At 57.7% G+C, this 18479-nt stretch carries 18 protein-coding genes; 8 read left to right on the top strand and 10 right to left on the bottom strand.

The window, feature by feature from the left end; translation table 11 throughout:
• The first annotated feature begins 94 nt into the window (after positions 1 to 94).
• Genes leuS through holA form a run of 3 tightly spaced genes read left to right on the top strand, consistent with a single transcriptional unit; the run spans position 95 to position 4287 of the window.
• On the top strand, positions 95 to 2725 hold the full coding sequence (gene leuS / locus GA0061102_RS10100) for a leucine--tRNA ligase (RefSeq protein WP_092846464.1): 2631 nt from the start codon (positions 95 to 97) through the stop codon (positions 2723 to 2725).
• Entirely contained in the window at positions 2715 to 3236 is a 522-nt protein-coding gene (gene lptE, locus GA0061102_RS10105) for an LPS assembly lipoprotein LptE (RefSeq protein WP_092846466.1), read from the top strand. The genes leuS and lptE overlap by 11 nt, the downstream gene beginning before the upstream one ends.
• Before the next feature lie 13 nt (positions 3237 to 3249).
• Entirely contained in the window at positions 3250 to 4287 is a 1038-nt protein-coding gene (holA, locus tag GA0061102_RS10110) for a DNA polymerase III subunit delta (RefSeq protein ID WP_092846468.1), read from the top strand.
• A 22-nt stretch (positions 4288 to 4309) separates the two neighbouring features.
• Here the strand turns inward: holA and GA0061102_RS10115 are convergent, their stop codons facing one another.
• The 8 genes from GA0061102_RS10115 to hemE form a co-directional block, all read right to left on the bottom strand.
• Complete coding sequence (locus tag GA0061102_RS10115) at positions 4310 to 5194, bottom strand: ParB/RepB/Spo0J family partition protein (RefSeq protein WP_092846470.1); 885 nt, start codon at positions 5192 to 5194, stop codon at positions 4310 to 4312.
• 30 nt (positions 5195 to 5224) lie between these two features.
• Positions 5225 to 6022 (bottom strand): ParA family protein, encoded by a 798-nt coding sequence (locus GA0061102_RS10120; protein WP_004127412.1) that lies wholly within the window; start codon positions 6020 to 6022, stop codon positions 5225 to 5227.
• A gap of 21 nt (positions 6023 to 6043) precedes the next feature.
• Complete coding sequence (gene rsmG / locus GA0061102_RS10125) at positions 6044 to 6661, bottom strand: 16S rRNA (guanine(527)-N(7))-methyltransferase RsmG (RefSeq protein ID WP_092846472.1); 618 nt, start codon at positions 6659 to 6661, stop codon at positions 6044 to 6046.
• A 27-nt stretch (positions 6662 to 6688) separates the two neighbouring features.
• A complete protein-coding gene (gene mnmG / locus GA0061102_RS10130; protein WP_092846474.1) occupies positions 6689 to 8569 on the bottom strand; it encodes a tRNA uridine-5-carboxymethylaminomethyl(34) synthesis enzyme MnmG in 1881 nt (626 codons plus the stop codon).
• Between the two features lie 108 nt (positions 8570 to 8677).
• Complete coding sequence (gene mnmE / locus GA0061102_RS10135) at positions 8678 to 9997, bottom strand: tRNA uridine-5-carboxymethylaminomethyl(34) synthesis GTPase MnmE (protein ID WP_092846594.1); 1320 nt, start codon at positions 9995 to 9997, stop codon at positions 8678 to 8680.
• Between the two features lie 152 nt (positions 9998 to 10149).
• Positions 10150 to 11415 carry a transcription termination factor Rho gene (gene rho / locus GA0061102_RS10140; protein WP_028753790.1) on the bottom strand — a complete coding sequence of 422 codons (1266 nt, stop codon included), beginning with the start codon at positions 11413 to 11415 and terminating at the stop codon, positions 10150 to 10152.
• Between the two features lie 200 nt (positions 11416 to 11615).
• The gene (gene hemJ / locus GA0061102_RS10145; RefSeq protein ID WP_092846476.1) at positions 11616 to 12155 is read right to left on the bottom strand and encodes a protoporphyrinogen oxidase HemJ; all 540 of its coding nucleotides are present in this window, start codon (positions 12153 to 12155) and stop codon (positions 11616 to 11618) included.
• A 5-nt stretch (positions 12156 to 12160) separates the two neighbouring features.
• Positions 12161 to 13195 (bottom strand): uroporphyrinogen decarboxylase, encoded by a 1035-nt coding sequence (gene hemE / locus GA0061102_RS10150; RefSeq protein WP_092846478.1) that lies wholly within the window; start codon positions 13193 to 13195, stop codon positions 12161 to 12163.
• Positions 13196 to 13595: 400 nt separating this feature from the next.
• Between hemE and GA0061102_RS10155 the strand changes: the two genes are divergently transcribed.
• From GA0061102_RS10155 to dnaQ, 5 genes are read left to right on the top strand one after another with little or no spacing between them, the layout of a single operon-like run.
• A complete protein-coding gene (locus GA0061102_RS10155) occupies positions 13596 to 14417 on the top strand; it encodes a pyruvate, water dikinase regulatory protein (protein WP_092846480.1) in 822 nt (273 codons plus the stop codon).
• Between the two features lie 33 nt (positions 14418 to 14450).
• On the top strand, positions 14451 to 15050 hold the full coding sequence (locus GA0061102_RS10160; protein WP_092846482.1) for a Maf-like protein: 600 nt from the start codon (positions 14451 to 14453) through the stop codon (positions 15048 to 15050).
• On the top strand, positions 15043 to 15900 hold the full coding sequence (locus GA0061102_RS10165) for a shikimate dehydrogenase (protein ID WP_092846484.1): 858 nt from the start codon (positions 15043 to 15045) through the stop codon (positions 15898 to 15900). Before GA0061102_RS10160 ends, GA0061102_RS10165 begins: the two co-directional genes overlap by 8 nt.
• A gap of 1 nt (position 15901) precedes the next feature.
• Positions 15902 to 16501 carry a dephospho-CoA kinase gene (gene coaE, locus GA0061102_RS10170; protein WP_092846486.1) on the top strand — a complete coding sequence of 200 codons (600 nt, stop codon included), beginning with the start codon at positions 15902 to 15904 and terminating at the stop codon, positions 16499 to 16501.
• Between the two features lie 16 nt (positions 16502 to 16517).
• Positions 16518 to 17234 (top strand): DNA polymerase III subunit epsilon, encoded by a 717-nt coding sequence (dnaQ, locus tag GA0061102_RS10175; RefSeq protein WP_092846488.1) that lies wholly within the window; start codon positions 16518 to 16520, stop codon positions 17232 to 17234.
• A gap of 80 nt (positions 17235 to 17314) precedes the next feature.
• Here dnaQ and secB read toward each other — a convergent pair whose 3' ends face one another.
• Positions 17315 to 17797, bottom strand: a complete 483-nt coding sequence (gene secB / locus GA0061102_RS10180; protein ID WP_004127443.1) for a protein-export chaperone SecB — start codon at positions 17795 to 17797, stop codon at positions 17315 to 17317.
• Positions 17798 to 17891: 94 nt separating this feature from the next.
• Positions 17892 to 18410, bottom strand: coding sequence for an FxsA family protein (locus GA0061102_RS10185; RefSeq protein ID WP_092846490.1), 519 nt, complete (start codon positions 18408 to 18410; stop codon positions 17892 to 17894).
• Positions 18411 to 18479 lie beyond the last annotated feature (69 nt).

The raw sequence follows: 18479 nt of genomic DNA on the forward strand, positions 1-18479 counted from the left end.
AGGCACTTGCTGCACCCGCTAAACTTGACGCTTGGGTGGTTTCGTGGTGAAGGTCACGCCTGACTCCCCATGATTTTCTGGAATACAAGATCAGATGACTATCGAACGTTATAATCCGCGCGACGCCGAGCCCCGCTGGCAGCAGAAATGGAACGAAGACAAGGTCTTCGTTACCGACAACGCCGATCCGCGTGAGAAATACTACGTTCTAGAGATGTTTCCCTATCCTTCGGGCCGCATCCATATGGGCCATGTGCGCAACTACGCCATGGGCGATGTCGTTGCCCGCTATAAACGCGCCCGCGGCTATAATGTGCTGCATCCGATGGGCTGGGACGCCTTCGGCATGCCGGCGGAAAACGCCGCCCGCGACAATAAGGTGCATCCGAAAGAGTGGACCTACCAGAACATCGCTTCGATGCGGACGCAGCTGAAGGCCATGGGCCTGTCGCTCGACTGGAGCCGCGAATTCGCGACCTGCGACGTCGATTATTATCATCGCCAGCAGATGCTTTTCATCGACATGATGGAGAAGGGCCTGGTCTACCGCAAGAAGTCCAAGGTCAACTGGGACCCAGTCGACAACACCGTTCTCGCCAACGAGCAGGTCATCGACGGGCGCGGCTGGCGTTCCGGCGCTCTCGTCGAGCAGCGCGAACTGACGCAGTGGTTCTTCAAGATCACCGAGTTCAGCCAGGAGCTGCTTGACGCCCTGGATACGCTGGACCATTGGCCGGAAAAAGTGCGGCTGATGCAGAAGAACTGGATCGGCCGCTCCGAGGGTCTGACCGTTCGCTGGGAAATCGTGCCAGAAACCGCCCCCAATGGCGATCGCGAGATCACAGTCTATACGACCCGTCCCGACACGCTGTTCGGCGCATCCTTCCTGGCGATCTCGGCCGACCATCCGCTTGCCAAGGAAGCTGCAGCCAAGGATCCAGCGATCGAAGCCTTCTGCGAGGAATGCCGCCGCGCCGGCACTTCGGTGGCTGCCCTGGAGACCGCCGAGAAGAAGGGCATGGACACCGGCATTCGCGTCCGCCATCCCTTCGACACGTCCTGGGAGCTGCCTGTTTACATCGCCAATTTCGTGTTGATGGACTATGGCACAGGCGCCATCTTCGGCTGCCCGTCCGGCGACCAGCGCGACCTGGATTTCGCCCGCAAATATGACCTGCCGGTCGTACCCGTCGTCATGCCGAAGGACGGCGATGCCACAAGCTTCAACATCGGCGACGTCGCCTATGACGGTGACGGCATCATGATCAACTCCCGTTTCCTCAACGGCATGAGCATCGAGGAAGCCTTCGAGACTGTGGCCACGAAGCTGTCGGACACGAGCATCGGCAATGCACCGCAGGCCGAGCGCAAGGTGAATTTCCGCCTGCGTGACTGGGGCATTTCCCGTCAGCGCTATTGGGGCTGCCCGATCCCGGTCATCCATTGCGACGATTGCGGCGTGCTGCCAGTTCCGAAAAAGGACTTGCCCGTCCGGCTGCCCGACGACGTCACCTTCGACCACCCCGGCAATCCGCTTGATCGGCACGCCACCTGGCGTCATGTCGCCTGCCCGCAATGCGGCAAGGATGCCCGCCGTGAAACCGATACGATGGATACCTTCGTCGATTCGAGCTGGTATTTCGCCCGCTTCACAGCGCCTTGGGAAAACCAGCCAACAGATCAGGCCGCGGCCAACCACTGGCTGCCCGTCGACCAGTATATCGGCGGCATCGAGCACGCGATCCTGCATCTGCTCTATTCACGCTTCTTCACCCGCGCCATGCGGGAAACCGGCCATCTCGATGTGAAGGAGCCCTTCAAGGGCCTGTTCACCCAGGGCATGGTGGTGCATGAAACCTATAGCCGCAGCAATGGCCTGACACGCGAATGGGTGTCTCCGGCCGATATCCGCATCGAGGAAGTGGATGGCCAGCGCCGTGCCATGCTGCTGTCGAATGGCGAGGACATCACCATCGGCTCGATCGAGAAGATGTCGAAGTCGAAGAAGAATGTCGTCGATCCCGACGATATCATCGCGTCTTATGGCGCCGATACGGCGCGCTTCTTCGTGCTTTCCGATTCGCCGCCAGATCGCGACGTCATCTGGTCCGAAGCCGGTGTCGAAGGCGCGCATCGCTTCACGCAGCGCATGTGGCGCCTCGTCTCCGAGGCAGCCGACGCTCTGAAATCGGTTGAATCGACTCCGGCTAAGGAAGGTGAAGCACTGGCGATTTCGCAGATCGCACATCGCACGCTGAAGGCGGTTCAGGGTGACTACGACAAGCTCGCCTTCAACAAGGCCGTGGCGCGCATCTACGAATTCGTCAATGCGCTGGCGGCGCCGCTGAGCAAGGTGGCGGCAGGTCGGGCTGATGCCACCTACCGCTCCGCTGTCCGCGAAGCCGTCGAGATCCTGATTGCGCTAGTTGCTCCGATCACGCCGCATCTGGCCGAGGAATGTTCGGCGGTGCTCGGCAATAGCAATATGATCGCCACCAGCTCGTGGCCGGTCTATAACGAGGCCCTCGTCATAGAAAATGAGATCGTCTATCCCGTTCAGATCAACGGCAAGAAGCGAGCTGAATTGACAATCGCGCGCGATGCAGATCAGAATGCAGTGCAACAGGCTGTGCTCACCCTGGATGCTGTCAAAAGCGCATTGAATGATCAGGCGCCAAAGAAGATCATCGTCGTTCCACAGAGGATCGTGAACATTGTCGTCTGATAGTCTTTTCAAGTTCGCCCGGATAGCCGGCGTCGCGTCTCTGGCGGCTGTTGCCGGTTTTCTGTCTTCCTGCCAGGTCAAGCCGCTCTATGCCATCAGCACTGGCGTGACACAGAAGCTGTCGGAGGTCTCCTTCTCCGATACCGGCTCGCGTGTCGGACAGGAAGTTCGCAACCAGCTGATCTTTATTGCCGGGCGCGGTGCCGGCGAGACGAAGACACCGAGGTACACTGTTGATCTGAGCGTCTCCTCCGGTACTGGCGGCGTTCTTTACCTACCCTCTTCCGATACATCCGGAGCTGGCCGCACGACCGTCACGGTAGCCTTCACGCTCAAGGAGGCGGGCACCGGTAAGGTGCTGAAATCTGGCAGCCGTTCTGTGACCTCGCTCGTCGATTTCCCAACACAGGAATTCGGCAAGTATCGCGCAATCCTCAACTCAGAAGATCGTGCTGCCCGCGAAGTTGCCCAGATGGTGGCTGCCGACATCGCTGCTGCACTCAGCCGCTGAATAAGAGCCCGGCATGGCGGAAATCAAGTCTCACGAATTTGACGGATTCCTCCAAAATGCCGCGCGCAACTACCGGCTTTTCGTTATATACGGCCCGGATCGAGGCCTTGTTTCGGAGCGTGCCGCTCAGATCGCCGCCAAGACCGGCGTCGATCTGAGCGACGCTTTTTCTCTGATAAAACTCGATGTTGGTGATCTGCAGAACGATGCGGGTCGCCTTCTTGACGAGGTCAACGCCATCGGGCTCTTCGGTGGCGAGAAACTCGTCTGGATTCGTGGCGCCGCCAACGAAAAGGCTCTGGTCGATTCTCTTCAGATCATCTCCGAAACACCCCCGGATGCGAGCTTTGTCATCATCGAGGCCGGCGATCTCAAGAAGGGATCGGGCCTACGCAAGGTCGCCGAACCGGCCCGCACGATCGCAACCATTCCCTGTTATGCCGACGATATCAGAGCTCTTAACGGCCTGATCGACATTGAACTAACAAATGAAGGCCTGCGCATCACGCCGGCAGCCCGCCAGTCTCTCCTGGAGCTTCTCGGAGGAGATCGTATTGCGTCACGCAACGAAGTACGCAAGCTTGCGCTTTATTGCCGGGGGCAGAGCACCATTGAGGAAGAACATGTCCTCGACATTATTGGCGACGCCAGCGCCATTTCCGCCGATGATGCCGTCGACGCTATCCTAAAAGGCGACTCTGAAGGGTTCCTGCGTGCCATGCAGAAGATCGCTTCTTCGAAAACGCCGATGTTTCTCGTGCTGCAGGGATGCCTGAAGCAATTTCAACTGCTTGACACGATGCGGGCCGAAATGGATGAGAAGCGATTGGCACCAGCCCAGGTGATGCAGACGCTCGGGCGCCACCTGCATTTTCGTCGCAAGCCAATCATTGAACAAGCGCTCAAAAGCTGGTCGGCGCCTGCCATCTCTCGCGAAATGAACAGGCTGCAATCCGCCATTCTTCAGACGCGGCAGCGTGCCAGTCTCGAAGAGACCATCGCCACGCAAACTCTTCTGGCAACAACGCTGCAATCAGCCCGCAAGAGCTGATTTTTACGCGTAATGACTGAGCTCAACGCCGCTCCAGCAGGCGGCAGATTTCTTCAAGCTGTTCCAGCGTCTTATAGGATATCCTAACCTGGCCGCCATTGCCTCGGTGGTTGATCGACACATCCAGCCCGAGCGTATCCGAAAGCGTGCGTTCGAGCGCCAGCGTATCGGAATCCTTCTCATCCCTATGCGCGCCGGCCGGGCGAGGGTCGTTTTGCGCCTTGATGTCATTCTGCGCCAATCGCTCGGCATCACGAACGGACATGCCCTTGGAGACGATCGTACGGGCCAAACCGGCCGGGTCTGATGTCGAGACTAGCGCGCGTGCGTGGCCAGCGGACAAGCTGCCGGCGGCAAGCATGTCGCGCACAGGATCAGGCAACTTCAGCAGACGAAGAGAGTTGGCAACATGGCTACGGCTCTTGCCGATGATCTCGCCGAGATCGTTCTGCGTATAGCCGTGCTCGGCGATCAACTGCTCGTATCCAAGCGCCTCTTCCAGTGGATTGAGGTCGGCACGCTGAACATTCTCGACGATGGCAATTTCCAGCGCGGTCTTGTCATCGACATCCCGAACGATAACGGGGATCTCGATCAGTCCTGCCAGTTGCGCGGCACGCCAGCGTCTTTCACCGGCAATGATCTCATAACGATCTACCGAGACCGTGCGAGCGACGACCGGTTGTACGATACCATGCTGCCGTATCGAACTGGCGAGGTCATGCAGCTCGGTTTCGTCGAAATAACGGCGGGGATTGCGCGGATTGCGCGAGATGAATTCGATCGGCACCAGGCGGTCCGGATTGACGGTCGGCCTTCCTGCTTCCACGGGCGTCGGCTGATCCATCTCACCGATGAGAGCCGCTAATCCACGCCCAAGACGCCGTTTCGAAAGATCATCATTCATCACCGATACTCACTCTGGAACAAAACTATGTCAGGCTGCAGCCTTGCGCTGCCGCTCCCGCTGAATCACTTCCGAGGCCAATTGCAGATAGGCCTGGCTGCCCGCACATTTCAGATCATAGAGAATCGCAGGCTTGCCGTAAGACGGCGCCTCGGACACGCGTACGTTGCGTGGAATCAACGTATGGTAGACCTTTTCACCAAGATGGGTGCGAACATCGCTCACTACCTGTTGCGCAAGATTGTTTCGGGAATCAAACATCGTTAGAACGATGCCCTGAATGTCGAGCGAAGGATTGACCGTGCGTCGAACCTGATCGACCGTCTCGAGCAACTGGCTAAGACCTTCCAAAGCAAAGAACTCGCACTGCAACGGCACCAGCACCGAGTGTGCGGCTGCCATGGCATTCATGGTAAGCAAATTGAAAGAGGGTGGGCAATCGACCAGAATGTAGGAGAAGGAGAGAGCGTCCGGGCTATTGAGCGCACGCCGCAGTCGAAACACCCGGTCAGGCTGCTGCGCAATTTCCATCTCGACGCCGAGCAAGTCCATGGTCGACGGCACGATGAAGAGATTCGGAACAGCGGTTTCGAGCACCGTTTCCAGAATCGTATGCGTTCCGGCCAGGAGGTCATAAGACGACTGTTTCCGATCGCGCCGCTCAATACCCAGGCCGGTACTTGCGTTACCCTGCGGGTCAAGATCGACGATCAATACGCGCTCGCCTATGGCGGCAAGCGCCGTAGCCAAATTGATCGCGGTCGTTGTCTTGCCAACGCCGCCCTTCTGATTTGCGATGGTAATAATCCGGTTTCGCTCGCCGATCATCTGCCGCACATCCAATTTCGGTTAAATCAGGTGCCGAATACCACTCAGTTCCAAAATGACGGAATCTCGCTCGACGACACTTCGATGTTTTACCAGATCGAATTCCCAACGACCACGGGCTTTCTGGAGCTCGCGCTCGTAATCCCGGCCTTTATGCAACAATAGGCGCAGATTCTTATTGCGCTCCAGCCAAGGCGCAGAATAGTCCAACAGCAAATCAAGTTCAGCGAGCGCACGCGCCGAAATCGTATCACAATGTTGGATAACTGCGGGCGCCTCCTCGATCCGGATCGCATGAACAGCGCCACGCGCTTCGCATTCGCGCAGACAAACCCGCAGAAAGGCTGCCTTTTTCTGATTGCTCTCCACCAGATCAACATGGCCGGCGCCCCGTTCCGCCAACAGAATCGCGGTTATAATGCCCGGAAAACCGCCACCGCTGCCCAGATCGGCCCAGTGATTCGTTTTCGGCTGAAGCTGGAAAATCTGAGCGCTATCCGCAATATGCCGGCTCCAAAGATCGCCAATCGTCGACGGCGCTACGAGATTGATCGTCTTCGCCCACTTCTGGAATAGCTCCGCAAAGTGCTGCAGCCGCTCCTGTGTTTCACGTGAAACACGTACACCGTTCAATTCCATATTTTTGGACTCTCAAACCTTGTAGTCTTAGGAAACCAGCTTGCGCTCTTCCGAAGCACCGAGCTTCCGCAGATGAGCCAGAAGCAACGAGATAGCTGCTGGGGTCATTCCGTCGATACGAGACGCCTGGGCGATATTCTTCGGGCGAGCCATCGTCAACTTCTGCTTCAATTCATTAGACAGTCCGGAGAGGACGGCGAAATCGAATTCCATAGGAATGACGCGCTCTTCTTCCTTTCTGGCTTGAACGATATCCGCGGTCTGCCGATCCATATAGACGGCATAGGCGGCTTCGATCTCGATGGCTTCCGTCACGCCACGCTCTATCGATTCCAACTCCGGCCAAAGCTTCGAAAGCGTCTTGATCGACTGGCCTGGATGAGACAGTAGCTCATAAGCCGAACGCCGCTGACCATCCTTGTTCAGGTGCATACCGACTTTTTCGGCCTCACTCGGCGTAATCGTCAATTCCTTCAACTGCGCTCTCGTCTGCTCCAGATTCTCCATGTAGCGGCTAAAGCGAGATGCGCGCGCGCTATTGACACAGCCAATCGCGAGGCCAATCGGCGTCAGGCGCACATCTGCATTATCGGCCCGGAGCGATAGGCGGTATTCGGCCCGCGAGGTGAACATACGGTAAGGTTCAGCAACCCCACGCGAGGTCAGATCGTCGATCATTACGCCGATATAGGATTCGGTACGGCTGAACTCGACGGCTTCGCCGCCAGACGCCAGGCGCGCTGCATTCAGGCCAGCAACGAGGCCTTGCGCACCCGCTTCTTCATAGCCGGTGGTGCCGTTAATCTGACCGGCCAGGAAAAGGCCCGGGATCTTCTCCACTTCCAGGGACAATTTCAATTCGCGCGGATCGACGTGATCATATTCGATCGCGTAACCGCATTGCAGGATTCGAACTCGTTCCAGGCCCGGAATGGTTCTGATGAAGGCGTCCTGTACATCCTCGGGGAGAGAGGTCGAAATGCCGTTCGGGTAGATCGTCGTATCGTCCAGGCCCTCCGGCTCCAGAAAGATCTGATGACCATCGCGTTCGCCAAACTTGACGATCTTATCCTCAATGGACGGGCAATAGCGCGGGCCGACACCCTCGATCTGACCGGAATACATCGCAGATCGCCTCAGGTTATCGGCGATGATTTTGTGCGTTTCTGGCGTCGTGCGGGTCACACCACACTCGACCTGAGGATTCACGATAGAATCGGTCATAAAGGAGAAGGGTGTCGGATCCTCATCCGCGCCTTGCCTGCCGACGGAGTCCCAATCGATCGTCGAGCCGTCGAGGCGTGCCGGCGTGCCGGTCTTCAAGCGGCCGAGCGCCAGACCATAGCGCAGCAGAGTCCCCGAAAGCCCGATGGATGGCTCTTCACCCACACGGCCGGCTGGAATCTTTTTATCACCAATATGAATGAGCCCACGAAGAAAGGTGCCCGTTGTCAAAACAACCGCACCGCAGCGGATCACCCTGCCGTCCTTTAAGGTGACAGCCGAGACACGTCCATGTTCAATCGCCAGATCGAACGCATCACCTTCAATGACTTCGAGATTTGCCGTTTCCTCGATCTCGGCCTGCATCGCAAGTCGATAGAGCTTACGGTCGGCCTGCGTTCGCGGACCGCGGACCGCTGGACCCTTCTTGCGATTGAGCATCCTGAATTGTATGCCGGCCGCATCGGCAATGCGTCCCATAACCCCATCTAGGGCATCGATCTCGCGGACTAGATGACCCTTGCCAAGACCGCCGATGGCGGGGTTACAAGACATGACGCCGATGGTGGCGCGCTTATGCGTGACGAGCGCTGTGCGAGCGCCCAGACGCGCAGCCGCGGCAGCGGCCTCACTGCCTGCATGGCCACCACCTACGACGACTACATCATAAATATTGTCGAGCATGATTGCGATCCTCGATGAAGCCGTTTGTTTGGCACATCAATTTCTGGAGTCAAGAAGGTTTCACGTGAAACGTTCTCCGGTCACGTCCAATGACGTGTTTCACGTGAATCATTTGCCGATGCAAAACTCGGAGAAAATCACATCCAATAGATCTTCGACATCGACCCGGCCAGTTATTCGACCGAGGCTGTTGGCGCTTAGCCGTAACTGCTCCGCCCTGATATCGAGACCCAGGCTCTCTGATTCAATTGCTGCGCTCAATGCACCTAGACTCTCGGTGAGGAGCACCCGATGACGCAAGCGACTGGGGAGGGCAAGCGAGAGGGAGGAGGAGCGATCCTGCAGATCCTTGATGATAAGCTGATGTAGTTCCTTCAGCCCGGCACCCGACGTCGATGAGATAAGCAAATCATAATCGCCCGGCGCGGTTCCGTGAACATCCGCTTTCGTGCCTAGCTTAAAGACCTTGCCGGTGAAGCCGACAAAATCAGTTTGAGCGGGCTCACCGATCTCGGCAAGTGAAAGAACCATATCGGCATCCGCCACCGTCTTCAGCGCTCGCCGAATTCCCTCGCGCTCAACGATCTCATCCGTCTCCCTTAGACCGGCCGTATCGTAGAGCCTGACGGCGTATCCTTCAATGTTGAGATCCACATGCAGGACATCGCGTGTCGTTCCGGCGATATCGGTGACGATCGCCACCTCGCGCTTCGCCAGAGCGTTCAATAGGCTGGACTTGCCGGCATTGGGCGGGCCGGCAATAACGATCCGCAATCCGTCTCTGACGATCTCGCCAAAGTCCGCCCCAGACAGATGCGTCGCCAGTTCCGAATGAAGCCGTTCCATGTCGGCCCATACGAGGTCGGAAACAGAGCCCGGCACGTCGTCTTCATCGGCAAAATCGAGTTCGGCTTCGATGAGTGCACGGGCTCGCGTCAAACGATCCGCCCAATTCTCGTACAGGTCTGACAGACCGCCGGCGGCGTGCTCCATAGCGAGCCTTCGCTGCATCTCCGTCTCAGCGCTTATGAGATCGGCGAGACCTTCGACCTCTACGAGGTCCATTTTGCCATTCTCGAGGGCGCGCCGTGAAAATTCGCCATGCTCAGCAAGGCGGCAGTCTTCGAATGTCGCGATCTCCGCCAAGAGCGAGGCGACCACAGCCTTGCCGCCATGAACGTGAATTTCAGCGCAGTCTTCTCCCGTAAACGAAGCGGGACCTGCAAAGGTTAGAACAAGACCGCGGTCGAGGATAAGACCGTTACGAGTCCGAATCGTTTTCAATACTGCATGGCGAGGTGCCGGTACGGAACCCACAAGCGATTCCACAGCTGCCATCGCCTGCTTGCCGCTGATGCGAATAACCGCGACACCGGCGGGAAGGCTGCCGCTGGAAAGAGCATAGATCGTTTGGTTCGCTGCGTTCATAAAATTGATCCGCTTCCGAATCGATTCTGATCGGATTTCATGTTCAAGGAGCTCATCGAACTCCGCAAAATGAAAATCGGGCCGCACTAAGCGACCCGATCATACCATTTCATGGTCTCTCTCAAAGAGACGCCGCTAAAACTAGCTAATAGTTACGTATTCATCGACTCGAAGAAATCCGGATTGTTCTTCGTCTGCTTCAATTTGTCGATGAGGAACTCGATCGCGTCGGTCGTGCCCATCGGCGCGAGGATACGGCGCAGAACGAAGATCTTCTGCAGGTCCTGACGCGGCACCAGCAGGTCTTCCTTACGCGTACCGGACTTGAGGATATCCATAGCCGGGAAGATGCGCTTGTCGGCGACCTTGCGGTCGAGAACGATTTCCGAGTTACCCGTACCCTTGAATTCTTCAAAGATGACTTCGTCCATGCGGCTGCCAGTATCGATGAGCGCCGTCGCGATAATGGTCAGCGAACCGCCTTCTTCGATATTACGGGCGGCGCCGAAGAAGCGCTTCGGGCGCTGCAGGGCGTTGGCGTCGACACCGCCAGTCAGAACCTTACCGGAGGAAGGGACGACGGTGTTGTAGGCGCGGCCGAGACGGGTGATGGAATCGAGCAGGATGACAACGTCGCGCCCGTGCTCGACCAAGCGCTTGGCCTTTTCAATAACCATCTCGGCGACCTGCACGTGGCGAACCGCCGGCTCATCGAAGGTCGAGGAGATGACTTCGCCGCGCACGGAGCGCTGCATGTCGGTCACTTCTTCCGGACGTTCGTCGATCAGAAGCACGATCAGGTAGCAATCCGGATGATTGGCGGTGATCGAATGAGCGATATTCTGCAGGAGAACGGTCTTACCGGTACGGGGCGGAGCGACGATCAGGCCGCGCTGACCCTTGCCGAGCGGCGCCACCAGATCGATGACGCGGGGAGAGAGATCCTTCGAGGTGGGAACATCGAGTTCCATGCGGAAACGCTCGTTCGGATAGAGCGGCGTCAGATTGTCAAAGTGGACCTTGTGACGGATCTTTTCCGGATCGTCGAAATTGATGGTGTTGACTTTCAGCAGCGCGAAATAGCGCTCGCCTTCCTTCGGTCCGCGGATCGGTCCCTCGACCGTGTCGCCCGTCTTCAGCGAGAAGCGGCGGATCTGGGAGGGAGAGATGTAGATGTCGTCCGGGCCGGGAAGATAGTTCGCGTTAGCAGAGCGAAGGAAACCGAAGCCATCCTGCAGAACTTCGACGACGCCCTCGCCGATGATTTCCACGTCTTGGCTCGCGAGCACCTTTAGGATGGCAAACATCAATTCCTGTTTGCGCATAGTGCTGGCGTTTTCGACCTCGAGCGATTCGGCAAAGGCCAGGAGGTCGGTCGGGGATTTATTTTTCAGTTCCTGAAGCTTCATTTCAGCCATGAAGGGAATTACTCATTTTTTAGAAGGGGAAAGGCAATGTTGCTCTTATTCAGAACCGCGATAGGGGGCGCTCGCGGGCGACAGAATGGATACATGCCACGAAGAGAAGATGGCGGGAAAATAGCGACTCACTTTCTGAACCGCAAGGGGGGCATGCAAAATGAAGGAAATTTAACGTCCCTACCAAAAATGGCCCGATCTCACGCGAACGGCTTCACCACCACCAGGATGACGATCACGATCATCAGAAGTGTTGGCGCCTCGTTCATCATTCGCCAATAGCGTGCCGAATGCTTGTTCTGGTCTCGGGCAAAGGCGCGCACGGCGCCGCTGAAATGGCCGTGAACAGCGGACAGAAGCACAACGAGCCCGATCTTCGCATGCAGCCAGCCGCCCTGGAAATCATAGACCGACCAGGCGAGATAGAGCCCGAAAATCCAAGTCAGGATCATGGCCGGGTTGATGATATAGCGCAGAAGACGTTGCTCCATCACCTTGAAGGTTTCCGATTGCTGCGAACCAGGCTCGGCGTCGGTATGATAGACAAAAAGCCGCGGCAGATAGAACATTCCGGCCATCCATGAGATGACGGCGATGATATGAAGCGCCTTGATCCAGAGATAGAGATCGACCGGATGCCAGGCGAATAATCCTATCGCCAGCACAGCAAAAGCCAGGATCATGAAATAGGCCCGTCGTCCGGCCCTCTGGCCGGGGGCCGTATCGGTCTGCTTCTCCATCGTCGTCAGCCTCTCCATCCGCGCACGCGTTCGACGAGCGCAGCAACATTGGCTGGGTCTGCCTGCGGCGTTATCCCGTGCCCAAGATTGAAAATTAGCGGGCCGTTACCGAGCTGCTGCAAGATGTCGTCGATACCGTCCTCCAGCGCCTTGCCGCCGGCAACGACGCGCATCGGATCGAGATTGCCTTGCACAGGGCCTTCCTGCTGCAGGTCCCGCGCGAATGCCAGTGGTACCGACCAGTCGAGACCGATCGCGTCCGCACCCGTCTTCTGCCGATAGGTTTTCAGCTGGTATCCAGCGCCCTTGGCGAAGGCGATGATCCGCGCGTGCGGTCGCTGTGTTTTTACGGAAGCAATCATTCGCGCGACCGGCTTGACGGCATAGGCCTCAAATTCCTTCTCACCGAGCACACCGGCCCAGGAATCGAAAATCTGTACGGCATCGGCGCCGGCATCGATCTGCGCCACGAGATAATCGGCGGATATATCGGCAAGCAGCATCAGGAGATGCTCGAACGCCTTGGGGTGGCGATAGGCAAACAGACGGGCAGGAGCCTGGTCAGGCGTGCCGTGTCCGGCAATCATATAGGTCGCAACGGTCCAGGGCGCGCCGCAGAAGCCGAGCAGCGTCGTCTCCAGGGGCAAGCCCTGCCGCAGCCGCCGAACCGTCTCCATCACGGGCGCAAGGTGCGCAATCACCCCATCCGGCTTCAGGGCCAGAATTCCAGCCTCGTCGATCGGATCCATCTCCGGCCCGTGTCCCTCGGTGAAACGAACATTGCGCTTCAATGCATCGGGGATGACGAGAATATCCGAAAAGAGAATGGCCGCATCGAAGCCATAGCGGCGGATCGGCTGCAGTGTCACTTCCACCGCATGGTCGGGCGTATAACAGAGATCGAGAAAGCTGCCGGCCTTGGCGCGTGTCTCGCGATACTCCGGCAGATAGCGACCAGCCTGGCGCATCAGCCAGAGAGGGGGAGGGGAAAGCGTCTCTCCGCTCAGCACCCGCATGATCTTCCGGCGTTCATCGGTCAAAGACGTCGTCCTATATAAAACCAAACATATATCTAAGGTTTCTATTTCTTAGAGTCGGTGACTATCAAGGATTAAAGTTCATCCAGTACCTGTCCAATTTGTCGCGGCTTGACGGCAAACGGGCAAACAAATCGGTGTCATCAATGGATATGTGGAAAGAGAACAGGATCTTTCAATCTTTTGAATGGCTTGTCGGAGGCTTCGCTTTGACCCCGCCTGGGGATAAGCTGGGGAGCTCTCGACCTCAGTTCAATTTGTCCACATTGCCCACAGCCACCGCGAAAGCCGTCTCGCGAAAATTCCAAATGTGGAAAACTCGGCGGTTTTCCACTTGCCCTGGATAGGCCGGTTCTCGTACCTCTCTTTTCTCCCGAGATATCAACAGGCGATGGAAAGTAGCGTGGAAAACCGAACGAGCTTCTTTCATCTGCACCTGATTTCTGACTCAACAGGAGAGACTCTCATCTCCGCCGGCCGGGCTGCTTCCGTGCAATTCCACGCCACACAGCCGATCGAGCACGTCTATCCACTGATTCGAAACCGTAAGCAGCTGCTGCCCGTTCTGGAGGCGATCGATCACAGCCCGGGCATCGTCCTCTATACGATCGTCGATCGCGAGCTAGCAGATTTCATTGCCGAGCGTTGCCGGGATATGGGCGTGCCCTGCGTGAATGTGCTCGAACCGGTCATGAATGTTTTTCAGACTTACCTCGGTACAGCCTCGCGCCGCCGGGTGGGTGCACAGCATGTGATGAATGCGGACTATTTTGCTCGCATCGAAGCGCTGAACTTCACCATGGATCACGATGACGGGCAGATGCCCGACGACTACGATGATGCCGATGTCGTCATCATCGGTATTAGCCGTACCTCGAAAACGCCGACCAGCATCTATCTCGCCAATCGCGGCATCAAGACCGCCAACATCCCGATCGTTCATGGCGTGCCTTTGCCGGAAAGCCTGGCGAGGGCGACGAGACCGTTGATCGTCGGACTGGTGGCAACGACCGATCGCATTTCTCAGGTGCGCGAAAACCGTATCCTCGGCGCGACGCCCGGCTTCGATCGTGGCGACTACACCGATCGTGCCGCCATCTCCGAAGAGCTGAAATATGCGCGCTCGCTTTGCGCGCGGCACAATTGGCCGATCATCGACGTCACACGCCGTTCGATCGAAGAGACTGCTGCGGCCATTGTTGCCCTGCGCCCCAAGCTGCGTTAAGCGCTGCACATCATAATCTCAGAGGCAGATGTCATGACCTTGCCCCTTATCCTTGCGTCGTCCAGCCCGTTTCGCCGGATGCTGATGGAGAATGCAGGACTGCATTTCCAGGCCATCGCCGCCAATATTGACGAGCGTGCCATCGAGGCGCCGCTGGAGCACACTGGCGCCAGCCCAGATGCGGTAGCACTGGTGCTGGCCAAGGCGAAGGCCAAAGAGGTGAGCGATCGCTTTCCGGGCTCGCTGATCATCGGCTCGGATCAGACCATGTCTCTCGGCAGCGAGGTCTTCCACAAGCCGAAGTCCATCGCCGACGCCGAAAATCATTTAAAGACCTTGTCGGCGCAGACCCACCGTTTGAACAGCGCTATCGCCCTGGCGCGCAACGGCGATATCATCTGGGAGCATGTGTCACACGCCAATCTGACGATGCGCGCGCTGTCGACCGATTTCATTCATCGGCATCTCAGCCGCGTCGGCGAGAAGGCATTGTCGAGCGTCGGCGCCTATCAACTCGAGGGGGAGGGTATCCAGCTCTTCTCCAAGATCGACGGCGACTATTTCACGATCGTCGGATTGCCGATGGTGCCGCTTCTTGAAAAACTGCGCGAGTTGGGAGCGATCGATGGATGATTCACGTGAAACACAAGGGCCGAAAGCGTTTGTCACGGGCTACCCGGTCAAGCATTCCCGCTCGCCTTTGATCCACGGCTACTGGCTGCGGCAGCTCGATTTGGCTGGCAGTTATCGCGCCCATGAAGTTTCCGTGGAGGAGTTTGCTTCTTTCATTGCCTCGCTGAAAGATGACACCAGCGGCTTCGTTGGCGGCAATGTCACCATCCCTCATAAGGAAGCGGCGTTCAAACTGGCGGATCGGCCGGATGCCCTTTCGGAAGAGCTCGGTGCTTCCAACACGCTATGGCTTCAGGACGGGGTCCTTCACGCGACCAATACCGACGGCCGCGGTTTCACGGCGAACCTCGACGAGCGCCATCCCGGCTGGGATCGCGGTGATCGCGCTCTGATCCTCGGAGCAGGGGGCGCAAGCCGCGCTATTATCCAGGCGGTTCGCGACCGCGGCTTCAAGGAAATCCATGTGGTCAATCGCACGGTGGAGCGGGCGCAGGAATTGGCCGATCGTTTTGGCGAACGCGTTCATGCCCATCCGATGGCGGCGCTCGGCGAGGTCATGCAAGGCGTCGGCCTGTTCATCAATACGACGTCGCTCGGCATGGATGGCGAAGCGGCACCCTGGATCGACTTCTCACCTCTTGTGCAAGGCGCCGTCGTTACCGACATTGTATATGTGCCGCTGAAAACGCCGCTTCTGGCTCAGGCCGAGGAGCAGGGCTTTGCCATCGTCGATGGTCTTGGCATGCTGCTGCATCAGGCCGTGCCGGGGTTCGAAAAATGGTTCGGACGGCGCCCAGTGGTCGATGAAACCTTGAGAGCTTTGATCATCGCCGACATGGAAAAGCACTGATATGATCAGGATCGGGCTGACAGGATCGATCGGCATGGGAAAGTCGACCTCGGCGAAACTCTTCGCCGAAGCTGGAATCCCGGTGAATGATTCCGATGCTGTCGTCCATGATCTCTATAGCGGCGAAGCGGTTCCGCTGGTCGAGGCAGCTTTTCCAGGCTCGACCAGTGACGGCAAGGTCGACCGGCAGGAGCTCAGCCGAAAGCTTACGAGCGATCCCTCCGGTTTCAAGCGGCTCGAAGCCATTGTTCATCCGCTCGTGCGCGAACGCGAACACCAGTTTCTCGAACGTTACCGGCAGGCCGGCGCTGATATGATCGTGCTCGATATCCCGCTGCTGTTTGAAACCGGTGCGGAAACGAGGCTGGACAAGATCGTTGTCGTCAGCTGTGATCCACAGATTCAAAGAGAAAGAGTGCTTGCCCGGCCGGGCATGACGAAGGAAAAATTCAATATGATTCTCTCCCGCCAGACCCCGGATGCGGAAAAGCGGGCGCGTGCCGATTACATCATCGATACGGGTGGAAGCATCGAGGCGGCTGGCGAACAGGTGCGAGAGATCATCGCGGATCTGCGACGCAAGCAGCAGAGCAAGAAATAGGAAGGCGGAGCACTACATGCGCGAAATCATTTTCGATACGGAAACCACAGGCCTCGACAACAGGGCGGACCGTATCATCGAAATCGGCGGCATCGAGCTCATCAACCATTTCCCGACCGGCAAGACACTGCATCTCTTCATCAATCCCGGCGACCGAAAGGTCCATCCGGATGCGCTAGCCGTCCACGGTATTACCGATGAATCGCTGAAGGACAAACCGCCCTTCGAAACCGTTGCGGATCAAATTCTCGAATTCTTCGGCGATGCCAAATGGATCGCGCACAACGCCACCTTCGATATGGGCTTCGTCAATGCGGAGTTCGCAAGGCTCGGCCGGCCGCCGATCCTGCCGGATATGGTGATCGACACGCTGGCGATGGCCCGGCGCAAGCACCCCATGGGTCCAAATTCGCTGGATGCGCTCTGCCGCCGCTACGGCATCGACAATTCGCATCGCACCAAGCACGGAGCGTTGCTCGACTCCGAACTACTGGCCGAAGTCTATATCGAGATGATCGGCGGCCGTCAGACCGCGCTTGGTCTTGGCAGCGCCAACGGTTCGTCGGCGCGTTCGCGCCAAAGCGATGAAGCGGCGGATGTCGTTGCCGATGTTCTTGCGCGGCCCAATCAGCTGCCTAGTCGGTTGAGCGATGAAGAACTCGCCGCCCATTCGGCGCTGGTCGCCAAGCTCGGCGCGAAGGGAATCTGGTCCAAATATAGCGTGTCCGAATAGGGTGCTTTCCTAAGCGCATAAAAGAAAATGCCCGGACTGTGATCCGGGCATTTTCGTTTCCAGGGTGGAAAAATTCAGACTTAGTTCGGAACGGCCGAGACCTGGGCGCGGGCCTGTTCTTCGGCCATACGCTGCGTGAACATCTGCGCGAAATCGATCGGGTCGATCATCAGCGGCGGGAAGCCACCATTGCGGGTGACGTCGGCAATGATCTGACGGGCGAAGGGGAACAGCAAGCGCGGGCACTCGATGAAGAGCAGCGGCAGCATGTGTTCCTGGGGGAAGCCGGTAACACGGAAGACGCCGCCATAAACCAGCTCGGTGTGGAAGAGAACGCGCTCGCCGTCCTTGGCTTCGGCGTTCAGCGTCAGAACGACGTCGAAATCCTCGTCCGACAACGGGTTGGCGTTGACGTTGACATTGATGTTGATGTCCGGAGCATTTTCCCTGGCCTGAAGCGAGCGCGGAGCACCCGGATTTTCGAAGGAAAGATCCTTGGTGTACTGAGCAAGGATGCTAAGGCTCGGGCTGGCTGCACCGTTTCCGCTGTTCTCGTTGGCCATGGGGGTGTCCTCTCACGTCTCGATGGGTGTCGCCATCTAGCATTTCGAATAGGGGTGCACAACCCTTATGCCCTGCCGCCTTGAGGCTGCGGCCCTAGTCCTCGAGCCGCTTCTGATCCGACCAGGGCGACTTGCGGTTTGGCTCGCGATGGAAATCGCTTTCGTCGAGATCGACCACCGTTCCAGGCTTTTGCGGTCGCCCCTGCGGGCCGCCGCCGGGATACTGTCCGCGTCGAAAGGCGCGGGAATTGCCGACGATAATGATGCGTTTACGCAGCATCGTCCAGGCAAGATCGCGTACGGCCGGAATGAAAAGCAAGAGGCCGATGAGATCGGAGATGAAACCGGGCAGCATCAGGAAGAAAGCGGCGACGACGATCATGGCGCCATGCACCATCTCGCGGCCGGGGTCGCCGCCATTGCGGCTTTCGGCCGAGATGCGCTGCAGGATGCCGATACCCTGAATTCTTAGCAGAACGGCACCGAGCAGTACGCTGAGGATGACGAGCCCCAGTGTCGCCCAGACGCCGATCATCTTTCCGACGATGATGAATCCGGCAATTTCAGCCAGAGGCATCAGGAAAACGAAGATAGGAAGAAGTGATAGGCGCATGTTACGGTGGTCCTGAAAGCGGGTTTCTTCGCGTAAGCGTTGGTTTCTCGCATATAATAAAGAAACTGG

Source organism: Martinezella miluonensis, assembly GCF_900094545.1.
GTDB classification, from domain to species: domain Bacteria; phylum Pseudomonadota; class Alphaproteobacteria; order Rhizobiales; family Rhizobiaceae; genus Rhizobium; species Rhizobium miluonense.